The sequence below is a fragment of the Nocardioides sp. dk884 genome (assembly GCF_009557055.1).
Classification (GTDB): Bacteria; Actinomycetota; Actinomycetes; order Propionibacteriales; family Nocardioidaceae; genus Nocardioides.
The window spans coordinates 369,109-394,270 of sequence record NZ_CP045649.1; the positions used below are offsets into that span (position 1 = coordinate 369,109).

General features: G+C 73.9%; 29 protein-coding genes. 24 read left to right on the forward strand and 5 right to left on the reverse strand.

What is annotated here, in order from left to right:
- The first annotated feature begins 104 nt into the window (after positions 1–104).
- From GFH29_RS01785 to GFH29_RS01825, 9 genes are all read left to right on the forward strand, one after another.
- Complete coding sequence (locus tag GFH29_RS01785) at positions 105–500, forward strand: hypothetical protein (protein ID WP_153321774.1); 396 nt, start codon at positions 105–107, stop codon at positions 498–500.
- Between the two features lie 131 nt (positions 501–631).
- Positions 632–1,177, forward strand: a complete 546-nt coding sequence (locus GFH29_RS01790; RefSeq protein WP_153321775.1) for a hypothetical protein — start codon at positions 632–634, stop codon at positions 1,175–1,177.
- Between the two features lie 181 nt (positions 1,178–1,358).
- The gene (paaA, locus tag GFH29_RS01795) at positions 1,359–2,294 is read left to right on the forward strand and encodes a 1,2-phenylacetyl-CoA epoxidase subunit PaaA (RefSeq protein ID WP_153321776.1); all 936 of its coding nucleotides are present in this window, start codon (positions 1,359–1,361) and stop codon (positions 2,292–2,294) included.
- The gene (gene paaB, locus GFH29_RS01800) at positions 2,291–2,578 is read left to right on the forward strand and encodes a 1,2-phenylacetyl-CoA epoxidase subunit PaaB (protein WP_153321777.1); all 288 of its coding nucleotides are present in this window, start codon (positions 2,291–2,293) and stop codon (positions 2,576–2,578) included. The genes paaA and paaB overlap by 4 nt, the downstream gene beginning before the upstream one ends.
- Positions 2,562–3,443 (forward strand): 1,2-phenylacetyl-CoA epoxidase subunit PaaC, encoded by an 882-nt coding sequence (gene paaC / locus GFH29_RS01805; RefSeq protein ID WP_153321778.1) that lies wholly within the window; start codon positions 2,562–2,564, stop codon positions 3,441–3,443. Before paaB ends, paaC begins: the two co-directional genes overlap by 17 nt.
- Positions 3,444–3,448: 5 nt before the next feature.
- A complete protein-coding gene (gene paaD, locus GFH29_RS01810; RefSeq protein ID WP_153325574.1) occupies positions 3,449–3,949 on the forward strand; it encodes a 1,2-phenylacetyl-CoA epoxidase subunit PaaD in 501 nt (166 codons plus the stop codon).
- Entirely contained in the window at positions 3,949–5,010 is a 1,062-nt protein-coding gene (paaE, locus tag GFH29_RS01815; protein WP_153321779.1) for a 1,2-phenylacetyl-CoA epoxidase subunit PaaE, read from the forward strand. The genes paaD and paaE overlap by 1 nt, the downstream gene beginning before the upstream one ends.
- Before the next feature lie 94 nt (positions 5,011–5,104).
- Positions 5,105–5,974 carry a fumarylacetoacetate hydrolase family protein gene (locus GFH29_RS01820; RefSeq protein WP_153321780.1) on the forward strand — a complete coding sequence of 290 codons (870 nt, stop codon included), beginning with the start codon at positions 5,105–5,107 and terminating at the stop codon, positions 5,972–5,974.
- Between the two features lie 20 nt (positions 5,975–5,994).
- The gene (locus GFH29_RS01825) at positions 5,995–6,963 is read left to right on the forward strand and encodes an aldo/keto reductase (protein WP_153321781.1); all 969 of its coding nucleotides are present in this window, start codon (positions 5,995–5,997) and stop codon (positions 6,961–6,963) included.
- Between the two features lie 19 nt (positions 6,964–6,982).
- On the opposite strand, the gene GFH29_RS01830 is transcribed toward GFH29_RS01825, so the two are convergent.
- A complete protein-coding gene (locus GFH29_RS01830; RefSeq protein WP_153321782.1) occupies positions 6,983–7,588 on the reverse strand; it encodes a TetR/AcrR family transcriptional regulator in 606 nt (201 codons plus the stop codon).
- Between the two features lie 42 nt (positions 7,589–7,630).
- Between GFH29_RS01830 and GFH29_RS01835 the strand changes: the two genes are divergently transcribed.
- Together GFH29_RS01835 and GFH29_RS01840 are read left to right on the forward strand one after the other, a co-directional pair.
- Positions 7,631–8,131: a pyridoxamine 5'-phosphate oxidase family protein gene (locus GFH29_RS01835; protein WP_153321783.1), complete on the forward strand. Its 501-nt coding sequence runs from the start codon at positions 7,631–7,633 to the stop codon at positions 8,129–8,131.
- A 57-nt stretch (positions 8,132–8,188) separates the two neighbouring features.
- Complete coding sequence (locus GFH29_RS01840; protein ID WP_228387702.1) at positions 8,189–8,659, forward strand: ribonuclease H family protein; 471 nt, start codon at positions 8,189–8,191, stop codon at positions 8,657–8,659.
- Positions 8,660–8,776: 117 nt separating this feature from the next.
- On the opposite strand, the gene GFH29_RS01845 is transcribed toward GFH29_RS01840, so the two are convergent.
- Positions 8,777–9,550: a CoA-transferase subunit beta gene (locus GFH29_RS01845; RefSeq protein WP_153321784.1), complete on the reverse strand. Its 774-nt coding sequence runs from the start codon at positions 9,548–9,550 to the stop codon at positions 8,777–8,779.
- Entirely contained in the window at positions 9,547–10,440 is an 894-nt protein-coding gene (locus GFH29_RS01850) for a CoA transferase subunit A (protein ID WP_228387703.1), read from the reverse strand. Before GFH29_RS01850 ends, GFH29_RS01845 begins: the two co-directional genes overlap by 4 nt.
- A 145-nt stretch (positions 10,441–10,585) precedes the next feature.
- Between GFH29_RS01850 and GFH29_RS01855 the strand changes: the two genes are divergently transcribed.
- Entirely contained in the window at positions 10,586–11,467 is an 882-nt protein-coding gene (locus GFH29_RS01855) for an IclR family transcriptional regulator (RefSeq protein ID WP_153321785.1), read from the forward strand.
- Between the two features lie 13 nt (positions 11,468–11,480).
- On the opposite strand, the gene hsaA is transcribed toward GFH29_RS01855, so the two are convergent.
- Complete coding sequence (gene hsaA, locus GFH29_RS01860; RefSeq protein WP_153321786.1) at positions 11,481–12,647, reverse strand: 3-hydroxy-9,10-secoandrosta-1,3,5(10)-triene-9,17-dione monooxygenase oxygenase subunit; 1,167 nt, start codon at positions 12,645–12,647, stop codon at positions 11,481–11,483.
- Between the two features lie 170 nt (positions 12,648–12,817).
- Here hsaA and GFH29_RS01865 point away from each other — a divergent pair, with 170 nt between their 5' ends.
- Positions 12,818–13,606: a hypothetical protein gene (locus GFH29_RS01865; protein ID WP_153321787.1), complete on the forward strand. Its 789-nt coding sequence runs from the start codon at positions 12,818–12,820 to the stop codon at positions 13,604–13,606.
- A gap of 15 nt (positions 13,607–13,621) precedes the next feature.
- Here the strand turns inward: GFH29_RS01865 and GFH29_RS01870 are convergent, their stop codons facing one another.
- Positions 13,622–14,206 carry a TetR/AcrR family transcriptional regulator gene (locus GFH29_RS01870; RefSeq protein ID WP_153321788.1) on the reverse strand — a complete coding sequence of 195 codons (585 nt, stop codon included), beginning with the start codon at positions 14,204–14,206 and terminating at the stop codon, positions 13,622–13,624.
- Between the two features lie 228 nt (positions 14,207–14,434).
- Between GFH29_RS01870 and GFH29_RS01875 the strand changes: the two genes are divergently transcribed.
- From GFH29_RS01875 to GFH29_RS01925, 11 genes are read left to right on the forward strand one after another with little or no spacing between them, the layout of a single operon-like run.
- Positions 14,435–14,989, forward strand: coding sequence for an FAS1-like dehydratase domain-containing protein (locus GFH29_RS01875; RefSeq protein WP_153321789.1), 555 nt, complete (start codon positions 14,435–14,437; stop codon positions 14,987–14,989).
- Positions 14,986–15,408 carry a Zn-ribbon domain-containing OB-fold protein gene (locus GFH29_RS01880; protein ID WP_153321790.1) on the forward strand — a complete coding sequence of 141 codons (423 nt, stop codon included), beginning with the start codon at positions 14,986–14,988 and terminating at the stop codon, positions 15,406–15,408. The genes GFH29_RS01875 and GFH29_RS01880 overlap by 4 nt, the downstream gene beginning before the upstream one ends.
- Entirely contained in the window at positions 15,405–15,830 is a 426-nt protein-coding gene (locus tag GFH29_RS01885) for a MaoC family dehydratase (RefSeq protein ID WP_153321791.1), read from the forward strand. The genes GFH29_RS01880 and GFH29_RS01885 overlap by 4 nt, the downstream gene beginning before the upstream one ends.
- Complete coding sequence (locus GFH29_RS01890; RefSeq protein WP_153321792.1) at positions 15,827–17,008, forward strand: lipid-transfer protein; 1,182 nt, start codon at positions 15,827–15,829, stop codon at positions 17,006–17,008. The genes GFH29_RS01885 and GFH29_RS01890 overlap by 4 nt, the downstream gene beginning before the upstream one ends.
- Before the next feature lie 24 nt (positions 17,009–17,032).
- The gene (locus tag GFH29_RS01895) at positions 17,033–17,866 is read left to right on the forward strand and encodes an SDR family NAD(P)-dependent oxidoreductase (protein ID WP_153321793.1); all 834 of its coding nucleotides are present in this window, start codon (positions 17,033–17,035) and stop codon (positions 17,864–17,866) included.
- A complete protein-coding gene (locus GFH29_RS01900) occupies positions 17,863–19,002 on the forward strand; it encodes a steroid 3-ketoacyl-CoA thiolase (protein ID WP_153321794.1) in 1,140 nt (379 codons plus the stop codon). The genes GFH29_RS01895 and GFH29_RS01900 overlap by 4 nt, the downstream gene beginning before the upstream one ends.
- 44 nt (positions 19,003–19,046) lie before the next feature.
- Complete coding sequence (locus GFH29_RS01905) at positions 19,047–21,275, forward strand: acyl-CoA dehydrogenase (protein ID WP_153321795.1); 2,229 nt, start codon at positions 19,047–19,049, stop codon at positions 21,273–21,275.
- A 48-nt stretch (positions 21,276–21,323) separates the two neighbouring features.
- Complete coding sequence (locus GFH29_RS01910; RefSeq protein ID WP_153321796.1) at positions 21,324–22,538, forward strand: acyl-CoA dehydrogenase family protein; 1,215 nt, start codon at positions 21,324–21,326, stop codon at positions 22,536–22,538.
- Position 22,539: 1 nt separating this feature from the next.
- Positions 22,540–23,670 carry an acyl-CoA dehydrogenase family protein gene (locus tag GFH29_RS01915; RefSeq protein ID WP_153321797.1) on the forward strand — a complete coding sequence of 377 codons (1,131 nt, stop codon included), beginning with the start codon at positions 22,540–22,542 and terminating at the stop codon, positions 23,668–23,670.
- The gene (locus GFH29_RS01920; protein ID WP_153321798.1) at positions 23,667–24,278 is read left to right on the forward strand and encodes a PaaI family thioesterase; all 612 of its coding nucleotides are present in this window, start codon (positions 23,667–23,669) and stop codon (positions 24,276–24,278) included. Before GFH29_RS01915 ends, GFH29_RS01920 begins: the two co-directional genes overlap by 4 nt.
- Entirely contained in the window at positions 24,275–25,099 is an 825-nt protein-coding gene (locus GFH29_RS01925; RefSeq protein WP_153321799.1) for an SDR family NAD(P)-dependent oxidoreductase, read from the forward strand. Before GFH29_RS01920 ends, GFH29_RS01925 begins: the two co-directional genes overlap by 4 nt.
- The last annotated feature ends 63 nt before the right edge of the window (positions 25,100–25,162 follow it).

A 25,162-nucleotide genomic window follows, 5' to 3' on the forward strand; every position in this document is an offset into this window, starting at 1 on the left:
CTCGACACCACGCCGTACCGGTCCTGCCGGTGCGGCGTGGTGTCGTTTTCCCCGGACACGGGGGACGGGGGAGGGCGCCGGCGGGGCGACCCTAGTCTTGTGCCATGCGCTTCACCGAGCAGGAGATGACCGTCGGCCTGACCGCCTGTGCCAAGGCGGTGGTCGCGGCCCAGCGCCGCGGCCGGCGCAAGCGCGAGGACGTCGAGCAGATGTGGGCGCAGATGACCCGCTTCGAGCGCTTCAGTGCGCTCGACCAGCTCGGCTCGCAGGTGCTCCCCGTGCTCGTCGCGCTCCCGGACGTCGACGTCGAGCCCGGCACCCGGCCCACCTTCACCGACGCGCAGATCACCGAGGCCGTGGAGGCCCGGCTGGGCGAGGAGGGCGGGCGGCTCAAGCGTGCGGTCGCGCTCAAGGCGCGCGTGGAGCTGGTGCGCATCGCGCTCGCGGCGATGCCGCCGCGCCAGGACCCCGACGCGCTGATCGTGCCTGACCACCTCTGAGGAGGGTGCGATCCGGAGGTCGAGGAAGGACCGCACAAACCCTTCCTACTGGCGCGTAGATCGTATACGTTCGGGCTTCACCGCAGGCGACTGCTGCGGTCCGTCCCGGGCAACAGATCAGGAGTCATTCGATGACCGCTTCCACCTCCACCCGTGCTCGTCTCGCCGCGGCGCTCGCCGCCGGCGCGCTGATGGTCGGCGCCCCGCTCGCGGGCATGGGCACCGCCCAGGCCGAGCCGGTCGCGAAGAAGAAGGCCTCGGTCAGCAAGTCGATCGCGTTCAAGTGCTCGCTGCCGGCCTTCGGCGACTTCAACCACACCGGCAAGGTCACGGTCACCGCGACCAAGAAGAAGAAGGCCGCCAAGGCCAACGTCACCGTCAAGATGGCGCCGATGACGATCGCCGGCATCCCGGACGGGCTCGGCATCACCACCGAGCTCCAGGCCACTGCGACGCTGAAGTTCGGCGCCAAGACGGCCAAGGCGTCGGGCAAGGCGAACATCGAGGTCAAGTCCAACCTCAGCGTGCCCACGCTGAAGGGCAAGGCCAACGTCGGCAAGAAGGCCAAGAAGTCGGTCGTCAAGATCACCAAGCTCGACTTCAGCGTGCCGGCGTTCGACATGGCCGGCTCCTGCACGCCGTCGGGCAAGAACACGATCGGCACCGTCAAGTACTAAGCACCTCCCTCGCGCACGCGAGTCTGATCCGACCTCACGACGGGGCGGCGACCTCCGGGTCGCCGCCCCGTCGTGAGTCCCGGACTCGGAGGTCTTCAGCCCTTGAGGGTGTCGGCGGGCCGTGGCAGCATCATTACTGACCCCTTGGTCAGTAAATGGCGGCCGACACCCGGGAGACGCGATGGGCGCGAGGTTCGAGGAGCTGCTCGAGCGGCACGAGCGGGTGGAGCCGCGCGATGAGATGCCGGACGCCTACCGCGCCACGCTGGTGCGTCAGATCGCCCAGCACGCCCACTCCGAGGTGATCGGCATGCAGCCCGAGGGCGCCTGGATCACCCGCGCGCCCACGCTGCGCCGCAAGGCGATCCTGCTCGCCAAGGTGCAGGACGAGGCCGGCCACGGCCTCTACCTGTACGCCGCCGCGGAGACCCTCGGCGTCAGCCGCGACGAGCTCGGCGCCAAGCTGCTGAGCGGGGCCCAGAAGTACTCCTCGATCTTCAACTACCCGACCCCGTCGTACGCCGACGTCGGCACCATCGGGTGGCTCGTCGACGGCGCGGCGATCTGCAACCAGGTCCCGCTGTGCCGCACCTCTTATGGCCCCTACGGCCGCGCCATGGTGCGCATCTGCAAGGAGGAGTCCTTCCACCAGCGCCAGGGCTTCGAGCTGCTGCTCGCGATGTCGCGCGGCACCGAGGAGCAGCGGGCGATGGTGCAGGAGTCGGTGGACCGGTTCTGGTGGCCGTCGTTGATGATGTTCGGCCCGCCCGACACCGACTCACCCAACACCGCACAGTCGATGGCGTGGGGGATCAAGCGCAACACCAACGACGAGCTGCGCCAGAAGTTCGTGGACATGACGGTGCCGCAGGCCGACGTGCTCGGGGTGACGCTCCCGGACCCCGAGCTGCGCTGGAACCCCGCGCGCGGTGCCCACGACTTCGGCACCCCCGACTGGGAGGAGCTGCGCCGGGTCGTCTCCGGCGACGGCCCGTGCAACGCCGAGCGCCTCGCCCACCGGCGCCGCGCCCACGACGAGGGCGCCTGGGTGCGCGAGGCCGCGACCGCGTTCGCCCGCCGTCAGGCCGAGCAGGCGCATCCGGAGGTGGCGCGATGAGCACGCCGCAGTGGCCCCTCTACGAGGTCTTCGTCCGCGGGCGCCGCGGTCTCGACCACGTCCACGTCGGCTCGCTGCACGCCGCCGACGACGCGATGGCGCTGCGCCACGCGCGCGACGTCTACACCCGCCGCAGCGAGGGCGTCAGCATCTGGGTGGTCCGTGCCGACGCGGTCACCGCCTCGAGCCCCGACGAGAAGGACCCCTTCTTCGCCCCCAGCGGCGACAAGGTCTACCGCCACCCGACCTTCTATGAGCTGCCCGCCGATGTCCCGCACATCTGAGCCGCCCGGCGTGCCGGAGCCCGAGGAGCAGTCGGTGTACGCCGGCTTGGTCGACGCCACCGGCGCCGACGCCGCGCACTGGGCCTTCGGCACCCGTGCGGAGGACCCGCTCGCCGGCCTCGACACCTCGGTGCCGCCCGGGCTCGACGCCGGCGACCTGGCGCGCGAGTGCCTGGCGCTGGGCGACGACGCGCTGGTCCTGGGCCATCGGCTCTCCGAGTGGTGCAGCCGCGCCCCGGAGCTGGAGGAGGACATCGCGCTGGCCAACGTCGCGCTCGACCTGCTCGGCCAGGCGCGGCGCCTGCTCGCCCGCGCGGCCGCCGCGGACCCCGGCGTACTGCCCGCGCTGCCGGAGGGCGCCCCGGTCGCGCCCGAGGACGCCCTCGCGTTCTTCCGCGGGCCGGCGCAGTTCCACAGCTCACGCATGGCGGCGCTTCCCGACCCCGACTTCGCGCAGGCAGTGGTCCGGCTGTTCTGGTGGGCGAGCGCCCGGCTCGCGGTGCTGGCGCGCGCCCGCACCCATCCCGACCCGGTGCTGGCCGCGATCGCCGCCGCCGGCGTGCCGGAGGTCGCCTACCACCGCGACTGGGCCGCCTCCTGGGTGCTCATCCTCGCCCAGGGCACCGAGGAGTCGCGCCGCCGCACGCTCGCCGCGGTCGCCGCGCTCGCCCCGTCGTACGCCGAGCTGCTGGGGCGGCACCAGCAGGTGCGCGAGGAGGTGGTCGAGGTGGTCGGGGAGCTCTTCGACCGGGCGGGCCTCGTGACGCCGCCGACCGCGTCGCCCGACAGTCCGGCGGACCGGCTCGCGGGCCTGCTCGCCGAGATGCAGTCGGTGGCCCGGGCCCATCCGCGGGGCAGGTGGTGAGCGCGATGCGCACCGCGTGGGAGGTCGCCGCCGACGTCGTGGACCCCGAGCTGCCGATGATCACGCTGGCCGACCTCGGGGTGCTGCGCTCGGTCGTCGAGAGCGGGGACGGCATGGACCGGCAGGTCACCGTGACCCTGACCCCGACGTACTCCGGGTGCCCGGCCACCGCGACGATGCGCGACGACCTCGAGCATGCCCTGCGCGCGGCCGGCTGGGCTCGGGTGCGGGTGTGCCTGCAGCTCGCCCCGCCGTGGAGCACCAACGACATCACCACGACCGGACGCGCCGCACTGGTCGCCGCCGGCGTCTCGCCGCCCGGCCCGGCTCCGTCCCGCACCGCCGCGGTGCCGTTGCTGCTCGCCCCGACGCGCTACGCCGCGCGCTGCCCGCGCTGCGGCTCCGAGCGCGTCGAGCTGCTGTCCCGCTTCGGCCCGACGGCCTGCACCGCGATCCTGCGCTGCTCGGACTGCGCCGAGCCCTTCGAGCACGTGAAAGAGGTCTGATGGCCTTCCACACCCTGCGGGTGGCGGCGGTCGAGCCGCTGTGCGCGGACGCCGCGGCGATCACCTTCGAGGTGCCGCCCGAGCTGCGCGGGGAGTACGCCTTCGCCGCCGGGCAGTCGCTCACCCTGCGCCGCGAGGTCGACGGCGTCGAGCAGCGCCGGTCGTACTCGCTGTGCGCCCCGGTCGGCCAGCCGCCCCGGATCGGCGTGCGCGAGATCGCCGACGGGCTCTTCTCCACCTGGCTGGTGCGCGACGTGCGCCCCGGGACGCCGGTCGAGGTGCTGGCGCCGAGCGGTCGCTTCCGCGCCGAGCCGCGACCCGGCGAGCGGCACCTGTGCGTGGCCGCCGGCTCCGGCATCACGCCGGTGCTCTCGATCGCGGCAACCGTGCTCCAGCAGCCCGGCACCGAGGTGGCGCTGCTCTACGGCAACCGCACCAGCGGGTCGGTGATGTTCGTCGACGAGCTCGCCGACCTCAAGGACCGCTACGGCCCGCGGGTGCAGCTGGTCCACGTGCTGAGCCGCGAGGCCCGCGACGCCGAGCTGCTCACCGGGCGCCTGGACCCCGACCGGCTGCGCCGGCTGCTCACCGAGCTCGTCCCGCTCGACGTCCTCGGCGTCGACCACGTCTGGATCTGCGGGCCGTTCGCGATGGTCAGCGGGGCCCGCCAGGTGCTCGCCGAGCGGGGGGTGCCGCCCGAGCGGGTCCACGTCGAGCTCTTCCACGTCGACGAGGACGACGTACCGCCGCCGCCCCGGCGCGCGCCGGTCGCCCCCGCCGGCGCGACCAGCGAGGTGCGGGTGGTGCTCGACGGACGCAGCACCGTGGTCACCGCCGCCCGCGACGCCACGGTGCTGGACGCCGCGCAGCCGGCCCGCGCCGACCTGCCGTTCGCGTGTCGCGGCGGGGTCTGCGGCACCTGCCGCGCCCGGGTCGTGGAGGGCGAGGTGGCGATGCGACGCAACCACGCGCTGGAGCCCGAGGAGGTCGCCGCCGGCTTCGTGCTCACCTGCCAGGCTGAGCCGGTCTCGGCCACGGTGAGCGTCGACTTCGACGCCTGAGGCGTTCGGCTCCGCGGTACGACGCACGTGCCGGGGGCCCCACCGCGGCGATATCGTCTCGGTGTCCACGACCACACGACCCGAGGAGACCCGCATGCGGCTGGCAAACCTGGAGGGCCGTGCGGTCCTGGTGCTCTCGACCGGTACCGCCGACGGCTCCGGCGCCCGGGGCGTGGACCTGCACGCCGCGTCGGACGGCGCCTTCGGCCCGGACCCGGCCGCGGTCTACGAGCGCTGGGACACGCTGCGCGAGTGGTACGCCGCGGCGGCGGGCGACCTCGTCGCGGACCTCGCCATCGACCCGGACCGGCTGGGCCCGCCCTCGCCGCGCCCGCCGCAGGCGATGGGGCTGGGGTTCAACTACGCCGAGCACGCCCGGGAGACCGGCTTCGAGGCGCCCACCGAGCTGCCGCCGGTCTTCCCCAAGTTCGCCAGCAGCCTCACCGGCCCGCGCGGCGTCGTCGAGCTGCCCGAGGGCGGCACCACCGACTGGGAGGTGGAGGTGGTCGCTGTCATCGGCCGCGCCGCCCACCGGATCACCCCCGAGCAGGCCTGGGACCACGTCGCCGGGCTCTGCGTGGGCCAGGACCTCTCCGAGCGGCGCCGCCAGTTCTCCGGCCCGGCCCCGCAGTTCGGCCTGGCCAAGTCCTACCCCGGCTTCAGCCCGACCGGGCCGTGGCTGGTGACCCCCGACGAGCTCGCCGACCCCGACGACCTCGCCCTCGGCTGCGCGATCGACGGGGAGGTCGTCCAGGACGGGCGCACCAGCCGGTTGCTGTTCTCCATCCCGCGCGCGGTCGCCGAGCTCTCGCAGGTGCTCACGCTGCTGCCCGGGGACGTCGTGTTCACCGGCACCCCGGACGGCGTCGGCGTCGGGCGCGAGCCGCAGCGCTTCCTGCGTCCCGGGGAGACGCTGCGTACCTGGGTCGAGGGGATCGGGGAGATGCGCCACACCTTCGGTTGAGCACGGACTAGCCTCGCGCCATGCGCTACGTACGCCTGGGCAGCACCGGTCTCGAGGTCTCCGCGGTCAGCCTCGGCTGCATGAGCTGGGGTGACGCGACCCAGGGCTGGCACCCGTGGATCCTCGACGAGGACGCCGCCCGACCGATCGTGCGCGCGGCGTACGAGGCCGGGATCAACGTCTTCGACACCGCCAACGTGTACGCCGGCGGCACCAGCGAGGAGGTCACCGGCCGGCTGCTGAAGGAGATCGCCTCGCGCGATGAGGTCGTCATCGCGACCAAGGTGCACGGCGTGATGCGCGAGGGCCCCAACGGCGGCGGGCTCTCGCGGCGCGCGATCATGGCCGAGATCGACCACAGCCTGCGCCGGCTCGGGGTGGACCACGTGGATCTCTACCAGATCCACCGCTGGGACCCGCACACCCCGATCGAGGAGACCATGGAGGCCCTTCACGACGTGGTGAAGGCCGGCAAGGCCCGCTACCTCGGGGCCTCCTCGATGTATGCCTGGCAGTTCGTCAAGGCCCAGCACGCCGCTGACCTGCACGGCTGGACCCGCTTCGTGTCGATGCAGGACCACTACAACCTGCTCTACCGCGAGGAGGAGCGGGAGATGCTGCCGTACTGCGCCGACTCCGGCGTCGGCGTGCTGCCCTGGAGCCCGCTGGCGCGCGGGCGGCTCACCCGGCCTTGGGAGGAGACCACCCGGCGCCTGGAGACCGACGCCTGGGGCGCCGATCTCTACCCCGAGTCCGACCGGGCGATCGTGGACGCGGTCGGCGCCGTCGCCGAGCGGCGCGGCGTCTCCCGGGCCCAGGTGGCGCTCGCCTGGCTGCTGCACCAGCCGGTGGTCACCTCCCCGATCGTGGGCGTCACCAAGATGCAGCACCTCACCGACGCGGTCGCCGCGGTCGACCTGGAGCTCTCCGCCGGCGAGCTCGCCGAGCTCGGCGCGGGCTACGTCCCGCACGCCGTCGCGGGCCACTGAGCGCGCGCCCCCGCCCGCGTTACAGCTCGCGCCCGGCGCCCGCGTGCAACCCGTCGAAGACCACCGTGCTGACCGCCTCGGCCAGCGCGTCCGGGGTGAGCTCGCCGCCGGGGCGGTGCCACTCCACCAGCGAGTTCACAGTGCCGAAGACCAGCCTGCTGACCAGCTCGGGGTCGAGGTCGGTGCGCACCGAGCCCTCGGCTGCGGCGGCGCGCACCAGGTCGGCCAGCCGGGTGTCGACCTCGCGGCGCCGGCGCAGCGCGGCGAGCTCGACGGGGCTGTTGCCGCGCACCCGCAGCAGCAGCGTGACCGCCGGCTGGTGCGCGACCAGCACGTCCACCGCACCGCGGACCACCGCGCGCAGCCGCTCGTACGCCGTACCCGGGGCGGACGCGGCGTCGGTGACGAGCGCGTCCAGCTCGTCGAGCGCCTCGTCGAGGGCCTGGGCGAGCAGGTGCTCCTTGCTCGGGACGTGGTGGTAGATCGCGGCCTTGGTGACTCCGAGCGCGGCGGCCAGGTCGCCCATGCTGGTGCCCTCGTAGCCGCGGCGGTTGAACAGCTCGATCGCTGTCTGCAGCACCGCGGCCTGGTCGTGCCCGGGCCGCCCGCGGCGGGGCTGGGTCATGGTCGCAGGATCCCACAGCCGCGAGGCGGGTACCGGGCCGCCATGACCCACAGCACCGACCCCGCCCAGCGCGTCGCCGACCTGGTCAGCGCCGCGCACCTGTGCATGCTCACCACCCAGACCGACGACGGCCGGCTGGTGAGTCGGCCGATGGCGCTCCAGGAGGCCGAGTTCGACGGTGACCTGTGGTTCTTCACCCACGAGGACTCCAGCGCCGTCACCCAGATCGGTGCCCGGCCGCAGGTGGGCGTCTCCTTCGCCGACCACCGCAACACCGCCTGGACCTCGATCGCCGGCACCGCGGAGGTGGTGCGCGACCGGGCCCGCATGGAGGAGCTGTGGTCGGCGCCGCTGAAGGTCTGGTTCCCCGACGGTCCGGACACCCCGGGCCTGGTGCTGCTGCGCGTCGCGGCCCTGAGCGCCGAGTACTGGGACAGCCCGGCCTCGCGGGTCAAGCGGCTCGTCGGTGCCGCCCGGGCCGCGGTCACCGGGGACCCGGAGAAGTTCCCGGGCACCAACGAGAGCGTCGACCTGGACCAGTGACGGCGGCGGCGGTCCCGGGGTGAGGTCGCCGCGGCGGCTGTGCCAGGGTTGCCGGTCGTGCCTCCCCGGACCCGCCGCCCCACCCCGCCCGCCATGCCCGTGCCGCCCGGCGCGCGCGAGGTCTTCACCGACGGCGCCTGCGCCGGCAACCCCGGCCCCGGCGGCTGGGCCTGGGCCGTCGACCAGGCGGTGTGGGCGTCGGGTCGCGAGGCCCCCTCGACCAACCAGCGCATGGAGATCCGCGCCGCCCTCGAGGCGGTGCGCTCCCTCGACGGACCGCTGCTCATCGTCAGCGACTCGACGTACGTCGTGAACTGCTTCCGCGACGCCTGGTGGCGCGGCTGGCGCACCCGCGGCTGGGTGAACACCGCCCGCAAGCCGGTCGCCAACCGGGACCTGTGGGAGCCGCTGGTCGACGCCGTCGAGTCGCGCGGCGACATCGCGTTCCGCTGGGTCAAGGGCCACTCGGGCGACCGGATGAACGACTTCGTCGACCGGCTCGCGGTGGCGGCGAGCAAGAAGGGCTGACCCCCTCCACGACACGGGATGACCCGGCGACCGGCGGGTAGAAGTGGCCCTCCGCTGAGGACGCCCCACGTGCGGCGACCGCCGGCGAGGACTTCTGCCCGTCGGTCGACGAGTGACTCAGCGCGCCGGCACCTCGCGCTCGCGCAGGCCGCGCGGGTCGAGGACCTCGCGGATCAGGCGCAGCTCCTCGGGGCGGGGAAGCCGGGTGCGGGGCAGCGGGTCGGGCAGCTCGAGGGCGAAGCCGGTCGCCGCGCGCAGCTCCTCGGCCGAGACCCCGGGGTGCACGCTGCGCACCCGCAGGGTGCCGTCCGGGCCGGTGAAGTCGAGCACCGCGAGGTCGGTGACGACCCGGTGCAGGTCGTGGAAGCGGGTCGCGCCGCTGCCGGCCGCCCGCGCCGCTGCCGCGCCCACACCGCACACGACGTCGACCCGCTCGACCAGGGCCCGCGGGGAGTGCCGCGGGATCCAGTACGACGTGCGGTGGTTGACGGTGTTCGCCGGGGCCGCGCGGGTGCCGAGGAGCTGGCGCTCGGGCCGGTCGAAGTCGCCGATCGCGGAGAGGTTCTGGTTGCCGTGCCGGTCCAGCTGCGGCGCCCCCATCATCACGTGGCGCTTGCCGAAGGTGAGCATGTCGAAGACCCGGGGGTGCGGGAACCAGCCCTCCACCTCGCGCCCCGACTCGCCCAGCGGCGGATCGTCGGCCATGAACAGCGACACCCCGTCGCTGAGCACCAGGTCGGGGTTGACGGTGCGCCGCGCCAGTCGGGCGCCGAGCATCGGGATCAGCCCGATCGGGCTGGCCAGCGTCTCGCCGTCCTCGGCGAAGGCGTCGGCCACCGCGGCGGCGCACACCTCCGCGCGCGTGACGGGGCCCTGCGCGGTCGTGATCATCGCTGCTCCTCGCTCCAGGTCCGTACGGCGTGCTGGTAGGCCGCCTCGTCGCCGTCCAGGAACCGCTCGCGGAAGCCGGCCCAGTCCTCCTCGCTGCCGCGCGCGGCGCGGGCGTAGAGCTGCTGGAACGCCTCGTCGCGGGCGTAGTCCGGCGTGCAGGCGGTGAAGTGCGCGCCGTTCGGGGTCTCCACGACACCGCTCACCATCGGCCGGTTCAGCAGCATCCGCTGCACGGGCACCCCGTCGCTCAGCTCGGCGGTCGACACGATCCGCTCGGTGGAGACGTAGGCGCGCTCGGCCGCCAGGCAGAACAGGTCGTCGAAGTAGGGGTCCGGCCCGAGGTACGTCGCGTTGCCGTGCACGTCGGCGCGGTTGAGGTGGACCAGCGCCGCGTCCAGACGCAGCGCGGGCATCGCGACCAGGTCGTCGTACGCGCCGTCGGGGCCGGGGTAGGGGCTGCGGACCGTGCGGATGTCGGGGTTGTGGACCAGCACGTCGGAGCCGAGGCCGGCCCGGGTGGGCAGGAACGGCAGGCGCTGGGCGGCTGCGCGCAGCCCGGTGAGGAACATCTGCTCGTCGAGCTCGACGACCTCGGGGATCATGCCCTCCTGTCGGGCGCGCTGGAAGCTCGGCTCGAGCGGGATCGAGTCGAGGGACGCGAAGGCGTAGACGGCGCGGCGGACCTTGCCGGCGCGGGCGAGCAGGCCGAGGTCGGCCCCGCCCCAGCTCACCACCGTCAGGTCGCGCAGGTCGGAGCGCAGGATCGCGCGCACCAGTGCCATCGGCTTGCGCCGCGGGCCCCACCCGCCGATGCCGATCGTCATCTCGTCGCGCAGCTCGGCGACGACGTCGTCGATGCTCATCTGCTTGTCGCGCGGCCTGGTGGCCACCCGCCTCACCCGCTTCGTCTCGCCGTGGTCAACCTACCTAGCAATTGCTTGGTAGGTTACCATGCGCGTGGGGTTGCGCCCCGGCCTCGCCGAGGTCGAGGACGTGTCCGCAGGGTGCCCCGAGCAACGAGGGTGAGGAGATGTCGTGAGTGTGCTTCGCGCCGAGGCAGGTCAGCGCTCGAGCGGGCGCCGAGAGGTCCCGCAGTCCATGGTCGAGCGGATGACCACGATCATGGAGGCCTTCACGTCTCCGTCCACGCGGCTGTCGCTGGAGGACGTCGCCCGGGTCACCGGGCTGCCCCGCTCGACCGCGCACCGGATCATGAACCAGCTGGTCGGCCTGAGCTGGATCGAGCACGCCGCCGGCGGTTACTCCCTCGGCTCGCGGGCGCTCAGCCTCGGCACCGGCAATGCCACCCACACCGAGCTGCGCGAGGCTGCGGCCGAGGACCTGCGCGAGCTGCACCTGCAGACCGGGCTGGTGGTCCACCTCGCGGTGCTCGACGGTGCCGACGTGCGCTACCTGGACAAGGTCGGCGGCCGCTATGCCAGCAAGGTCCCGACGCGGGTGGGCGAGCGCCGGCCCGCGCACTGCACCGCGCTGGGCAAGGCGATGCTGGCCACGCTCCCCGCCGAGGACGTCGACGCACTGCTCGGCGGCCCGCTGCGGCGGCTGACCCGGCACAGCATCGGCGACCTCGGGACGCTGCACCAGGAGCTGACCCGGGTGCGGGCGCGCAAGGGCGCGGCCATCGACCGCGGCGAGTGCCACCTCGAGCTCGGCTGCGTGGCCGCCGCGGTGCCGGGGCCCGAGGGGCCGCTCGGCGCGATCTCGCTGGTCGGGGACCCCACCGTCAACTTCGAGCGCCTGGTCCCGCTGGTGCTCAGCGTGTCGCGCGGGATCGCCGGGCGGATGGAGCGCCGCCGCTCCTCGCGCTCGCGCCAGGCCGAGGCCCCGGCCGGGAGCGGCTGGTCCGCGGACACCCTCGACCGCCTGGTGGCCGTCGGCTCGGACGGGTGGCTCTGAGCCTCACCGGTCCTCAGACCAGGTTGTCCTCGACCTCCAGGCCGAAGGCGAACTTGCCGTACATCGCGAGCGCCCGCTCGACGTCGTTGGCGACGTGCACGCTGCCGGCGTGCGCGTCGCGCCAGGCGCGCTCGATGCGGTTGCCGCGGCGCAGGGAGGCCCCGCCGGCGGTCTTGAAGAGCACGTTGACGGCGCTGACCGCCCGCTCGGTGGCGCGGACCTGGTCGCGGCGCGCGCGGAAGCGCATGTGCATCGGGATCTCGGCGCCGGCGACGGTCTCGGCGTACATCTCGCGCACGTTGCGCTCGAGCTGGAGGACGGCGGCGTCGATCTCCGAGGCGGCCCGGGCGACCGCGACCTGGGCGTGGGCGTCCTCGGCGAAGCGCCCGCCGCCGAGGCTGAGGCGCATCCGGTCCCGCATCGCGTGCAGGTAGGCCTCGAAGGCACCCTCGACCACGCCGACGACGGGCGTGGTGATGGCGGTGGTGAAGATCGTGCCGAACGGCATCCGGTACAGCGGGCCGGGGTTGACCGCCAGGCCCGGGGCACGCATGTGCGAGACGTCGTAGTTGCGCAGCACCCGGTGGGCGGGGACGAAGACGTCGCGCACGGCGATGTCGTTGCTGCCGGTGCCGGAGAGGCCCACGGCGTCCCAGACGTCGAGGATCTCGGCGTCCTCGCGCGCGACCAGGACGGTGAGGAAGTCCACCGGGCGCCCGTCGGTGCCGACGACGAGGGCGCCGAGGGTGAGCCAGGAGGCGTGGTCGCACCCGGAGGCGAAGCTCCAGCGCCCGGTGAGCCGGAAGCCGCCCTCCGTCGGGACCAGTCGCCCCACCGGGGCGTAGGAGGAGGCGATCAGGGTGCCGGGGTCGCTGCCCCAGACCTCCTCCTGGGCCTCGCGGGGAAACAGCGCCAGCTGCCACGGGTGGCACCCGACGACCGCGCTCACCCATCCGGTGGACCCGCAGACCGTGGAGATGGTGCGGACCACGTGGAAGAAGTCCGACGGGTCGGACTCCAGGCCGCCGTAGCGTCGCGGCTGGAGCATCCGGAAGACCCCGGCCGCGCCGAGGTCGGTCATCGTCTCCGCGCTGATCCGCCGGTCGGCCTCGGCCTTCGCGGCGCGCTCGGCCAGCGTCGGCAGCAGGTCGGTGACCGCGCTCAAGACCTGCGTGCTCATCGTGTCCTCTCCCCGTGGTGCTGTGCAGAGGATGCCATGGCGCCCGGGCCCGTCCGGCGCGGGCCCGCGCCCGGGACGGGGTCGTCCCGCTCAGTCGAACGCGCCACCGAGGGGTGTCCCGGCGCGACATCATCGCCGGGTCCGTCCCGCCGCTGTCCCAGGAGGCACCCGTGTCCCGAGGCTCGCACGCCCTGTCGCGCTGCACCCGCGTGTTCTTCTCCTTCCCCGAGGTCACCGACCCGGCGCGGCACCGCGACTACAACGCCTGGCACCAGCTCGACCACCGCCCGGAGAACCTCGCCCTGCCCGGCGTGCTCCACGGCGAGCGCTGGGTGCGTACGCCGGAGTGTCGCGCCGCCTCGGCCGTCGATGCCGACCCGGTGCTCTCCGCCGCGCAGTACGTCGCGATGTACTGGTTCGCCGAGCCGGCGGCCGCCAGCATCGAGGAGTGGAGCGAGCTGGGCCAGACGACGCTCGAGCAGGGCCGGCGCCCCGAGCTGGACTGGACGGTACGCCGCCTGAACGGGTTCTTCCGACCGCTCGGCGGCCGGGTGGCGCCCGGGGTGGAGATCTCGCCCGAGGCGCTGCCGCACCGCCCGCACCGCGGGGTGGTGCTGGAGGTGCTGCGCGCGGACGAGCCGAGCGGCGCGGCTGCGGAGGCCGGCTTCGGGGCGCTGCACCGCGAGCACCTGCCGGCGGTCCTGGCCCGTCCCGGGGTGCTGGGCACCTGGAGCTTCACCAGCCGCGACGTGACGCTGCGCGAGGGCGTCCCCGGCCAGGAGCGGGTGCGACGCGAGGCCGACCGGGGCCGGCTCACGGTCCTCCTGCACTGGTGCGAGGCCGACCCGGTCGAGGTGGCGGCCACCCTGCCCGCCCCGGTCGAGCGACCCGGCCTGCGCACGGTGCTGCGGACCCCGCTGCGCTCGATCGTCGCGGGCGAGTGGTCCTGGTTCGACTGAGGCGACCGGTGGGGCTCACCCGCGAGGGGTGAACCCCTCGAGGAACACCGCGGCCAGCAGGTCGCCGAGCTCCTCGGTGCTGTGCGAGCCCCGGGTCGGCCAGTGCATGGAGGCCCACAGGGCGTCGCGCAGCGAGCGGTAGAAGATCTCGACCGGGATGTCGGTGCGGAAGGTGCCGTCCGCGACCCCGGCGCCCAGGGCGGCCATCCAGTGCTCGCGGATCAGCCGCGACTGGGCGTCGACCTCGGCGAGCAGGTCGTGGTCGCGCAGGTAGGCGCGGTCGTTCTGGTAGATCGCGGTGGCGTGCGGGTGCGTCTCGATCACGCGCAGCGTCGCGTGGATCATCCCGCGCACGGTGTCGGCGGGGGAGTCGCCGCGTGCGACCACCTCGCGGAAGCCCGCGTGGATGTCGCTCATGAACTCGACGAGGACCTCGCTGAGGATCGCGTTCTTCGAGGGGAAGTAGTGGTACAGGCTGCCCGAGAGCACGCCGGCCGCCTCACCGATGTCGCGCACCGTGGTCGCCGCGACGCCGTGGGTCGCGAAGAGCTCGGCGGAGACGTCCCTGATCGTGGCCCGACGATCCGATCCCTTGCTCATCGTGGTCCTTCCGGGGCGGGTGGGTCGTGCAGCGAGGGTGGCGGCTGCGCCGCCACGACGCGCGGAGGCTTCCGGTGGGTGGGAGGGGGTGTGGTCGCGGGGGCGGCCTCCGGGTGAGCGTGCCTCAGGGGCGCTGCACCGGTCCGTTGCGACCAGTGGGATCGACCGGCGCCGCTCGGCCCCAGCGGGTGCTACCGTGCAAAACCAAGCGCTTGCTACGGAGGTGTGATGAAGGAGCTCGAGGCACAGTTCGAGCAGTTCGTCGGTCAGGTTGCCGAGCCGCCGCGCGTTGCCCGCTACGCGGTCAACGAGGCGATGATCCGCAACTGGGTCGAGGCCCACGACGATCTCAACCCCGTCTACGTCGATGCCGACGCGGCGCGCGAGACCGGTCGCGACGGGGTGATCTGCCCGCCGGCGATGGTCAGCACCTGGGTCATGCAGGGCTATCGCCGCTGGCGGGCCGTGCAGCGTCAGCAGGCCGAGGGCCAGGTCGAGGACCACGCGTACTTCCGCCTGCTCGCGCTGCTCGCCGAGCACGGCTTCACCTCGGTCGTGGCGACCAGCCAGGAGCAGGAGTACGTGCGCGAGCTGCAGCCCGGCGACCACGTCACCTGCCACTTCACGATCGAGTCCATCTCGCCGGTGAAGCGGACCGGCCTCGGGCTGGGCTGCTTCATCACGCTCAACAAGCGCTACGTGGACCAGCACGGCGACCTCCTCGTCGACGAGCGGTTCGTGATGCTCCGATTCGACCCGAGCACCCAGGAGAAGGTGGCATGAGCGACGCCCCCCGCACGTCCGTCCCCGGGCTGACCGTCACCCAGGACAACGAGTTCTTCTTCCGCGCCGCTCGCGAGGGGCGCCTGGAGATCCAGCGCTGCACCTCCTGCGAGACGCTGCGCCACCCCCCGGCCCCGGCCTGCCCCTCGTGCCGCTCCTTCGAGTGGGACACCGTGGAGTCGACCCGGCGCTGCACCCTGCACAGCTGGACGGTGATCCACCACCCCCAGGACCCGGCGTTCACCTACCCGCTCGCGGTCGGCCTCGTCGACCTCGAGGAGGGCACCCGCCTGGTCGCCGACATCAGCGGCGTCGACCACGACGACCTCAAGACCGGCATGGAGCTGGAGGTCGGCTTCTCCGAGCACGCCCACGGCGAGGTGCTGCCGCAGCTGCGACCGGCCGGAGGCCAGGCATGAGCATCGAGACCCTCGACCTCCGCGGCCGCTCGGTCGGCGACACGCTGCCCGAGCTCGCCCTCCCGCTGGACCGTACGACGATCGTCGCGGCGGCGATCGCCTCGCAGGACTTCGAGGACGTGCACCACGACCCCACGAAGGCCAACGAGCGCGGCACGCCCGACATCTTCATGTCCATCAACTCCACCAACGGGTTCCTGGACCGCTACGTCACCGACGTGTTCGGCCCGACCACCCGGTTCAAGAAGGTCTCCCTGCGCCTCGGCGTACCGAACTTCCCCGGGGACACCATGACCTTCTCCGGTGAGGTCACCGAGGTCGCCGGCGACGACGTCACGCTCAAGGTCGTCGGGCGCAACTCCCGCGGCGCGCACGTCACCGCGACCGTCACGATCACCCCGAGCCAGGAGGCTGCGAAGTGAGCAAGGGTTTCTCCGGCGGCGCCGCGATCGTCGGCATCGGCGCGACCGAGTTCTCCAAGAACTCCGGGCGCAGCGAGTGGCAGCTGGCCTGCGAGTCGGTGCTCGCCGCCCTCGAGGACGCCCAGATCGGCGTCGAGGAGGTGGACGGCTTCGCGCTGTTCACCATGGAGACCAACCCCGAGATCGCCGTCGCCCGCGCGCTCGGCATCCCGGAGCTGAAGTTCTTCAGCCGGATCCCGCACGGCGGCGGCGGCGCGTGCGCCCCGGTGCAGCAGGCGGCCCTCGCGGTCACCTCCGGCGTCGCGGACGTCGTGGTCGTCTACCGCGCCTTCAACGAGCGCTCGGGCCACCGCTTCGGCGCCGGCCCGCCGCCGTTCGCCTACAACCAGAACACCGACCAGGAGTACCGCAACTGGATCAACCCCTACGGGCTGCTCACGCCGGCCCAGCAGGAGGCGTTCCTGGCGCGCACCTACATGGAGCGCTACGGCGCGACCAGCGCGGACTTCGGCGCGATCTCGGTGCTCTCGCGCAAGCACGCGGCGAACAACCCCAAGGCCTGGTTCCACGGGCGCCCGATCACCATCGAGGAGCACCAGGCCTCCCGGATGATCGCCGACCCGCTGCGGCTGCTCGACTGCTGCCAGGAGAGCGACGGCGGCCAGGCGCTGGTCATCGTCAGCGCCGAGCGCGCCCGCGACCTCCCGCACCCGCCGGCGCTGATCACCGGCGCGGCGCAGGGCGTCGGCCCCCAGCAGATCTCGATGAGCAGCTACTACCGCGAGGACATCGACGCGATGCCCGAGGTCGAGCTCGTCGCCCGTCAGCTGTGGAGCCAGGCCGGCATCGGCCCCGACGACATCGACGCGGCGATCCTCTACGACGCCTTCACCCCGATGGTGCTGCTCCAGCTCGAGGAGTACGGCTTCTGCGGCCGCGGCGAGGCGCGTCACTTCATCGCCGACGGCAACCTCGAGCTCGACGGCCGGCTGCCGATCAACACCCACGGCGGCCAGCTCGGCGAGGGCTACATCCACGGCGTCAATGGCATCGCCGAGGGCGTCCGGCTGATCCGCGGCACCTCGGTGAACCAGCCCGCCAAGACCCTCGACAACGTGCTCGTCACCGGCGGCTCGCCGGTGCCGCACAGCGCGATCGTCCTGGCGACCGACCGCTGAGGGCCATGACCCGGAGGAGCTGAGATGAGACGGTTCGAGGGTCGCCGAGCCCTGGTGACCGGCGCCAGTCGCGGCATCGGGGCCGGTATCGCCGAGCGGCTCGCCGCCGAGGGCGCCGACGTGGTGCTCGTGGCCCGCACCCTCGAGCCGGACTCCCACCCGCTGGGCGGCAGCCTGCGCGAGACCGCGCAGCGCCTGGCGCGCTACGGCACCCGGGCGGAGACCCTCACCGCCGACCTCAGCGACGAGGAGAGCCGCGCCCGGATCGTGCCGAGGGCCGCCGAGCTGCTCGGCGGGCACCTCGACGTCGTGGTCAACAACGCCGCGGCCGCGATCTACCAGCCGCTCGCGGACTATCCGCTGCGCCGGCGCCGGCTGATCTTCGAGGTCAACGTGCACGCCCCGCTCGACCTCGCCCAGGCCGCCCTGCCCGGCATGCGCGAGCTCGGCGCGGGCTGGATCCTCAATCTCTCCAGCGCCACTGCCCGGCACGCCCCGGGCCCGCCGTTCGAGCTGGTCGAGCCCGGCACCGCGATGGCGGTGTACGGCGCGTCCAAGGCCGCGCTGGACCGGATCACCCACGGCCTCGGCGCCGAGCTGCACGGCACCGGCATCCGGGTCAACACCGTCCAGCCGGCCGCCGCGGTGCTCAGCGAGGGTGCCGCGCACCTGGTCGGCGCCACCATCCGGCCCGACCAGGTCGAGTCGCTGGAGGAGATGGTCGAGGGCGCCGTCGCGCTGTGCGCCTGCCCCGAGGACGTCACCGGGCAGGTCACGGTCAGCCTCGAGCTGATCCGCGAGTGGGGGCTGGTCGTGCACGGGCTCGACGCCCGGCCGCTCGCCGGAGCCGACCGGTGACCCCGGTCATCGTGGACGCAGCCCGTACGCCGTTCGGCCGGCGCGGCGGCTGGCTCGACACCGTCCACGCGGCCGAGCTCCTCGGGCACGCCCAGCGCGGCGTGCTCGAGCGCACCGGACTCGACCCGCAGCTGGTCGAGCAGGTCGTCGGCGGCTGCGTGACGCCGCTGGCCGAGCAGTTCGGCAACGTCACTCGCACCGCCTGGATGCACGCGGGCCTGCCCTGGCAGACCGGCGCCACCACCATCGACGCCCAGTGCGGCACCGCCGCCCAGGCCACGCTCCTGCTCGCCGGACAGATCGCGATGGGCGCCGTCGACGTCGGCATCGCCTGCGGCGTCGAGCTGATGTCGCACGTCCCGCTGACCGCCAAGGTGGGCGCCGGGCTCGGCACCCCGCGCCCGGCGTCCTGGGCGATCGACAGCCCCGATCAGTACACCGGCGCCGACCGGATCGCCGTGCACCGCGGCTTCAGCCGCGCCGACCTCGACGCCTACGGGCTGCGCTCGCAGCAGCGGGCCGCCGCGGCGTGGGCCGCGGGGCGCTTCGATGCCCAGATCATCCCGGTCACCGTCCTCGACGCCGACGGGCGCGAGCAGGTCGTGTCCCGTGACCAGGGCCTGCGCGAGACCAGCCTGGAGGCCCTCGCCCGGCTGCGGCCGGTGAAGGAGGACGGCCTGCACACCGCCGGCACCTCCTCGCAGGTCTCCGACGGGGCGAGCGCCGCGGTGCTCATGTCGGCCGAGCGGGCCCGCGCGCTCGGCTACCGCCCGCGCGCCCGGATCCTCTCCCAGGCCGTGGTCGGCGGCGACACGACGTACCTGCTCGACGGCCCGATCGCCGCCGCCGAGCGGGTGCTGGCCCGCACCGGGCTGCGGATCGCCGACATCGACCACGTCGAGGTCAACGAGGCCTTCGCCTCGGTCCCGATGTCCTTCGCCCGGGTGCACGGCGTGGCCGAGGACCTGCTCAACCCGCTCGGCGGGGCGATCGCGCTCGGCCACCCCGCGGGCGCCACCGGCATCCGGCTGATCGCGACCGCGATCGAGGAGCTGGAGCGTCGCGACAAGCAGCTGGCGATGGTCGCCATCTGCGCCTCCGCCGCCACCACCTGCCTGGTGCTCGAGCGGCTCTGAGCCGCCCCCTGACCTGCTGCCCCGTCGACCCAGGAAGGCGCGCCATGCCTCTCGCCCTCTCACGTGAGCACCGCGATCTCGCGGTCTCCGTGGCCGCGTGGAGCCGCCGCGCCGCCTCGGTGGAATCGACCCGTGCCCGGCTCGAGGACCTCGCCGCCGGCGCCCGGCCCGCCTCCTGGCCCGGCCTGCTCGAGCAGGGCCTGCACGCGCTGCACCTGCCCGAGGAGCACGGCGGCGCCGGCGCCGGACTCGAGGAGCTGGCCGTGGTCGCCGAGCAGCTGGGCACCGAGCTGCACCCCGGTCCCTGGCTGGCCACCGTGACGACCAGCGCGGTGCTGAGCGCCGCCACCGCCACGGGCACGGTCCCGCGCCTGCTCGAGGAGCTCGCCGCGGGCGCGACCGCGGCCCTGGTGAGCGGGACCGGCCTGAGGGCCCGCGCCGAGCAGACCGGTGGCTGGGTGCTGGAGGGGGTCAGCGAGCCGGCCCTCGGCGTACCGGGAGCCGACCTGCTGCTCGTGCGCGGCGCGGCCGAGGACGGTGAGCGGTGGTTCGCCGTCCGGGCGGGTACGACGGCCCTCGTCCACCGCGACCAGCCCACCGACCTCACCCGCTCGGTCGGGCGCCTGGAGCTGCGCGCCCACCGGGTCCCCGCCGGCGACGCGATCGCCGGGATCGACCCCGCCCGGGTCGACCTGGTCGTGACCACCCTGCTCGCCGCCGAGGCCAGCGGCGTCGCGCGCTGGTGCCTGGACACCGTCGTCGACCACGTCCGCAGCCGCAAGCAGTTCGACCGCCCGATCGGCAGCTTCCAGGCCGTGCAGCACAAGGCCGCGATGATGCTGGTCCGCGCCGAGATCATCTGCGCCGCCGCCTGGGACGCCGCCCGCGCCGAGCACCACGACGCCGACCAGCAGCGCCTCGCCGCGGCGCAGGCGGGCGCGAGCGCCCTGCCGGCCGTGGTGGACACGGCCGTCGAGTGCATCTCGCTGCTGGGCGGCATCGGCTTCACCTGGGAGCACGACGCGCACCTGTACTGGCGCCGCGCCGTCAGCCTCGCCTCGGCGGCCGGCGCGCAGGCCCGGTGGGAGTCCATGCTCGGCGAGGCCGCGCTGAGCACCGCACGCGACTTCTCCTTCGTCGACCCCGACGCGCTGCCCGACCTGCGTGCCGAGGTCGCCGGCGTCCTGGCCGAGGTCGCCGGGCTGCCCGAGGACGGGCGACCCGCGCTCGGCTGGGCACCGGCTCGCGGCGGCGCCCGGCAGGAGCGCCTCGCCGAGGCCGGCCTGGTCGCCCCGCACTACCCCCGCCCGTGGGGGCGTGGCGCCGGAGCGCAGGAGCAGGCGGTGATCGCCCACGAGTTCGCCCGCGCCGGCCAGGTCCCGCCGTCCACCGTCATCGGCGAGTGGGTGCTCCCGACCCTCCTGGTGCACGGCACCACCGAGCAGCAGCAGCGCTTCGTGGCGCCGACGCTGCGGGGCGAGATCTTCTGGTGCCAGCTCTTCAGCGAGCCCGGTGCCGGCTCGGACCTCGCGGGGCTCGCCACCCGCGCCCGCAAGGTCGAGGGCGGCTGGGTGCTCACGGGGCAGAAGGTGTGGAACTCGATGGCCCACGAGGCGGACTGGGGCGTCTGCCTGGCCCGCACCGACGCCGAGGTGCCCAAGCACGAGGGCATCTCCTACTTCCTCCTCGACATGCGCTCCACGGGGGTCGACGTACGCCCGCTGCGCCAGGCGACCGGCATGTCGGAGTTCAACGAGGTGTTCCTCGACGACGTCTTCGTGCCCGACGAGTGCCTGGTTGCGGCCCCCGGCGAGGGGTGGCGCCTCGCGGTGACCACCCTGGCCAACGAGCGGCTGAGCATGGGCGCGCACCTGAGCCACGGCTCCAGCGACCGGGTCCGCGAGGTCCTGGCCGACCCCGGGCACCCGGTCCCGCGCGCCGAGGTGGTCCGGGTGCTGGGTCGCTGCGTCTCCCGCGAGATGTCGCTCTCGGCGCTCAACCTGCGCAGCGTCCTGGCCCGGCTCTCCCAGCTCGACCTGGGCGCCGAGATCAGCGTGCAGAAGGTCTTCAACGCGATCGCCCAGCGCGACAACTCCCGCGACCTGCTCGCGGTGCTCGGCCCGCGCGGCCTCGTCGCCGTACCGCCCACCGACCACGGCAGCACGGACCCGGTGATCGACCACCTCGGGCTGCCGTCGGTGCTCTTCGGCGGCGGCACGATCGAGATCCAGCTCAACGTCATCGCCCGCCGCGTGCTGCGACTGCCGCGGTGACGGGCGCGCCCCAACATCCCGTCCCGACCACACGAGAGGTGGCGCCCGATGCATCCTGATCTCTCCGAGAAGGCCAAGCAGCTCCGCGCCGAGCTGCGAGCCTACTTCGCCGAGCTGATCACCGAGGAGGACCGCCGCGACCTCGTCGACCAGACCGAGGGCGGCCCGACCTTCGAGCGGCTCTACCGCCAGATGGGCGCCGACGGCTGGCTCGGCCTCGGCTGGCCGGAGGAGTACGGCGGCCGCGGGGAGGATCCCGAGGCGCTCTACGTCTTCTACGACGAGGTCATCCGCGCCAACGCGCCGCTGTCGCTGGTCACGCTCAACACCGTCGCTCCCGCGCTGATGAAGGCCGGCACCCAGCAGCAGAAGGACTACTTCCTGCCCCGGATCCTCAGCGGCGAGCTGATGTTCGCCATCGGCTACACCGAGCCCGGCGCCGGCACCGACCTGGCCTCGCTGCAGACCCGCGGCCGCGTGGAGGGAGAGGAGCTGGTGATCAACGGCAACAAGATCTTCACCAGCGCCGGCGTCTTCGCCGACTGGGTCTGGCTGGCCGTGCGCACCGACCCCGACGCCGTGCGGCACCGCGGCATCTCGGTCGTGCTCGTGCCGACCACCGACCCGGGGTTCTCCGCCACCGAGATCCACACGGTCGGCGGGATCAGCACCGCCGCGACGTACTACGAGGACGTCCGGGTCCCGCTCACCAACCTGGTCGGCGGGCTCAACGAGGGCTGGGGCCTGATCACCAACCAGCTCAACCACGAGCGGGTCGCCCTGGCGGCCCGCGGCGGCATCGCCAACGAGCTGTACGACGAGGTGCTGCGCTGGGCGCTGGACGAGCGGGTCGGCGACCGGCGCGTCTACGACATCCCCTGGGTGCGCAGCACCCTCGCGGAGGTCTACGCCCTGCTCAGTGCGGCCGACCTGGTCAGCCTGCGCCTGGTCGCCGACGTCGCGGCCAACACCCTGGGCGGCGGGGAGTCCGCCGCGGCGAAGGTCTTCGGCACCGAGGCGGTCGTGACCGCCTACGGCCAGCTGCAGCAGGTGCTCGGCGCGACCGGCCTGCTGCGGCCGGGGACCCCCGGAGCGGGGATCCAGGGCCGGGTGGAGAACCTCGGTCGCCGCGCGCAGAACAACACCTTCGGCGGTGGCACCAACGAGGTCATGCGGGAGATCGTCGCGGCCAAGACCCTCGGCATGACGATCGGTGCGCGGCGTGCCGCCCCGCCGGTGGCGACCCAGAACGCGAGGAGCTGACATGGAGTTCGAGCTGACCGGCGACCACGTCGAGGTGCGTGACCTCGCCGCCACGATCTTCGCCGACCTGGCGAGCACCGAGCGGGTCGTGCAGGTGGAGAAGGCGGAGGACTCCTTCGACCGCCGGCTCTGGTCGACCCTCGCCGACTCCGGGATGCTCGGCATCGCCCTCCCGGAGTCCGCGGGCGGGGCCGGCCTCGGCATCCTGGGCCTGGTCGCGCTGCTGGAGCAGCAGGGCCGCCGCGTCGCGCCGGTGCCGCTGTGGTCGGTGGTCGCGGGCGCCGCGCTGCCGATCGCGCAGTTCGCCTCCCCGGCGCAGGCCGAGCGCTGGCTCCCGGGGCTGCTGGACGGCACCGGCATCCTCAGCGGCGGCTTCGACGCGCCGCCCGGCCGCCGCGCCTCGCTCACCGGGCGCCGCTCGGACCGCGCGATCACCGTCGACGGCGAGATCGCCCAGGTGCCGGCGGCCGGCCTGGCCGCCGCAGTCGTGGTGCCGGTCGAGCTGGAGGACGGCGACCTGGTCCTCGCCGTGGTCCCGACCGACCGTCCGGGCGTCGTCGTGACCCCGGTGGCCCCGACCAGCCGCGAGAACGCCGCTGCCGTCCGCTTCGAGGACGTCGTGCTGACCTCCGACGACGTCCTTCCCGGCGACGGCGCCCAGCAGGTCGAGTGGGTCCACAACCGGCTCCGGGTCGCCCTGGCCGCGATCCAGCTCGGGGTCTGCGCCGAGGCCGTGCGCCTCACCGCGGCGTACACGAGCGAGCGCGTGCAGTTCGGGCGGCCGCTGTCGACCAACCAGGCGGTCGCGCTGCGCGCCGCGGACGCCCACATCGACACCGAGGCGATCCGGGTGACCACCTACCGGGCCGCCTGGCTGCTCGACGAGGGCCAGGAGGAGGCCGCCGGGTCGGCGTCCCTGGTGGCGAAGTGGTGGGCCTCGCAGGGCGGGCTGCGCGTCGTGCACGCGACCCAGCACCTGCACGGCGGCATCGGCGCGGACGTCGACTACCCGATCCACCGCTACTTCCTGTGGGGCCGCCAGGTCGCGTTCTCCCTGGGGAGCGCGGCGGCGGTGGCCGCCGAGCTCGGCGACCGCCTCGAGGACGCCCCGGCGATCGGCGCCCCGGCATGACGACGGTGTACGAGACCACCGAGGTCGAGCAGGAGACCGTGGCGCTGGTCGAGGCGACCAGGGCGTTGATGCTGGCGGTCGCCACGACCGACCTCGGCGTCGAGGACCTGCGCGCGGCCCGCGGCGAGATCGAGCGGCTCACCGCCCGGCTCGGCACCCGCACGCGCGACCGGGTGCTGCGGGCGCCGCTGGACGGGCCCGCGCGGGCCCGCACGGCCGGGCCGGACCAGCCGTGGGCGATCTTCCGGTTCAGCCCGCAGGCGCTGCCGCTGGCGATCAGCTTCGGCGAGGGCACCGCGCACGCGCGCACCGTCGGCGACGCCCTCTACGAGGGGCCGCGGGACTCGGTGCACGGCGGCTACCTCGCGCACCTGCTCGACTGCATGCTGGGCACGCTCGTGCAGGCGCAGGGGCTGCTCGCGGTCACCGCGACGCTGGACCTGCGCTACCTGCGTCGTACGCCGCTGGACGTGCCGCTGGAGCTGCACGCCCGGATCCTCGAGCGCGCCGGGCGCCGCATCCACGCGGAGGGCTGGGTCGAGCACGAGGGTCAGCGCACCGTGGAGGCCACCGGCCTGTTCATCGAGATCGCAGGGGAGACGTCATGAGCTATGAGCTGAGCGGGCTGGCGGACCGGGTCGCGGTCGTCACCGGGGCCGGGCGGATGCGCTCGATCGGTCGCGCGATCGCCGTCGAGCTGGCCCGGGCCGGGTGCGACGTGGTCGTCACCGGGACCGGCCGCGGCCTGGAGCACCGGCCGGCCGACGAGGTGGCCGCCGACTGGCGCGACATCGACTCGGTGGCCGAGGAGGTCCGTGCCCTGGGGCGGCGGGCGCTCCCGGTGGTCTGCGACGTCTCCGACGAGGCCTCGGTCGACGCGCTGCTCGAGCGGGTGGTCGCGGAGCTCGGCCGGGTCGACGTGGTCGTCAACAACGCCGCCGCCTCCCGTGGCGGCGACCGGCTGCCCGTGCTCGAGGTCCCGGTCGAGGCCTGGGACCGGGTGGTCTCGGTGAACCTGCGCGGCACCTTCCTCATGACCCGGGCCTTCGGGCGCCGGCTCGTCGAGCAGGGCGAGGGCGGCAGCATCATCAACATCTCCTCGATCGGCGGCAAGCTCAGCGGCCCGGGCACCGCGGCGTACAGCGCCTCGAAGGCCGGCGTGCAGTCGCTGACCTCCTCCTCGGCCAAGGAGCTCGGCCGCCACCGGATCCGGGTCAACGCGATCTGCCCGGGGGTCACCGAGACCAGCCGGCTCGACGACCAGAGCCCCGAGGCCTGGCAGGCCTACGTCGCGGCCAACCTGCCGCTCGGTCGCGCCGGCACCCCGCAGGAGGTCGCCGCCACCGCGGTGTTCCTGGCCAGCGACCAGGCCTCCTGGATCACCGGCCAGTCCTGGAACGTCGACGGCGGCCAGCTCACCGTCCGCTGACCCCAGCGCCGAGTCGGCGCCAATGGCGGAGGGGCGGGGGAGTGGGACTCTCGGTGGCGGGAT

Excerpts from the sequence above, each read along its gene's own strand:
- GFH29_RS01910 (WP_153321796.1), top strand. The coding sequence starts at position 21,324 with ATGCATCCTGATCTCTCCGAGAAGGCCAAGCAGCTCCGCGCCGAGCTG.
- paaC (WP_153321778.1), top strand. The coding sequence starts at position 2,562 with ATGTCCCGCACATCTGAGCCGCCCGGCGTGCCGGAGCCCGAGGAGCAG.
- GFH29_RS01925 (WP_153321799.1), top strand. The coding sequence starts at position 24,275 with ATGAGCTATGAGCTGAGCGGGCTGGCGGACCGGGTCGCGGTCGTCACC.
- GFH29_RS01820 (WP_153321780.1), top strand. The coding sequence starts at position 5,105 with ATGCGGCTGGCAAACCTGGAGGGCCGTGCGGTCCTGGTGCTCTCGACC.
- GFH29_RS01915 (WP_153321797.1), top strand. The coding sequence starts at position 22,540 with ATGGAGTTCGAGCTGACCGGCGACCACGTCGAGGTGCGTGACCTCGCC.
- GFH29_RS01920 (WP_153321798.1), top strand. The coding sequence starts at position 23,667 with ATGACGACGGTGTACGAGACCACCGAGGTCGAGCAGGAGACCGTGGCG.
- GFH29_RS01885 (WP_153321791.1), top strand. The coding sequence starts at position 15,405 with ATGAGCATCGAGACCCTCGACCTCCGCGGCCGCTCGGTCGGCGACACG.
- GFH29_RS01905 (WP_153321795.1), top strand. The coding sequence starts at position 19,047 with ATGCCTCTCGCCCTCTCACGTGAGCACCGCGATCTCGCGGTCTCCGTG.
- paaB (WP_153321777.1), top strand. The coding sequence starts at position 2,291 with ATGAGCACGCCGCAGTGGCCCCTCTACGAGGTCTTCGTCCGCGGGCGC.
- GFH29_RS01870 (WP_153321788.1), bottom strand. The coding sequence starts at position 14,206 with ATGAGCAAGGGATCGGATCGTCGGGCCACGATCAGGGACGTCTCCGCC.
- GFH29_RS01880 (WP_153321790.1), top strand. The coding sequence starts at position 14,986 with ATGAGCGACGCCCCCCGCACGTCCGTCCCCGGGCTGACCGTCACCCAG.
- GFH29_RS01830 (WP_153321782.1), bottom strand. The coding sequence starts at position 7,588 with ATGACCCAGCCCCGCCGCGGGCGGCCCGGGCACGACCAGGCCGCGGTG.
- paaA (WP_153321776.1), top strand. The coding sequence starts at position 1,359 with ATGGGCGCGAGGTTCGAGGAGCTGCTCGAGCGGCACGAGCGGGTGGAG.
- GFH29_RS01835 (WP_153321783.1), top strand. The coding sequence starts at position 7,631 with ATGACCCACAGCACCGACCCCGCCCAGCGCGTCGCCGACCTGGTCAGC.
- hsaA (WP_153321786.1), bottom strand. The coding sequence starts at position 12,647 with ATGAGCACGCAGGTCTTGAGCGCGGTCACCGACCTGCTGCCGACGCTG.
- paaD (WP_153325574.1), top strand. The coding sequence starts at position 3,449 with ATGCGCACCGCGTGGGAGGTCGCCGCCGACGTCGTGGACCCCGAGCTG.
- GFH29_RS01790 (WP_153321775.1), top strand. The coding sequence starts at position 632 with ATGACCGCTTCCACCTCCACCCGTGCTCGTCTCGCCGCGGCGCTCGCC.
- GFH29_RS01785 (WP_153321774.1), top strand. The coding sequence starts at position 105 with ATGCGCTTCACCGAGCAGGAGATGACCGTCGGCCTGACCGCCTGTGCC.
- GFH29_RS01845 (WP_153321784.1), bottom strand. The coding sequence starts at position 9,550 with ATGATCACGACCGCGCAGGGCCCCGTCACGCGCGCGGAGGTGTGCGCC.
- GFH29_RS01895 (WP_153321793.1), top strand. The coding sequence starts at position 17,033 with ATGAGACGGTTCGAGGGTCGCCGAGCCCTGGTGACCGGCGCCAGTCGC.
- paaE (WP_153321779.1), top strand. The coding sequence starts at position 3,949 with ATGGCCTTCCACACCCTGCGGGTGGCGGCGGTCGAGCCGCTGTGCGCG.
- GFH29_RS01875 (WP_153321789.1), top strand. The coding sequence starts at position 14,435 with ATGAAGGAGCTCGAGGCACAGTTCGAGCAGTTCGTCGGTCAGGTTGCC.
- GFH29_RS01825 (WP_153321781.1), top strand. The coding sequence starts at position 5,995 with ATGCGCTACGTACGCCTGGGCAGCACCGGTCTCGAGGTCTCCGCGGTC.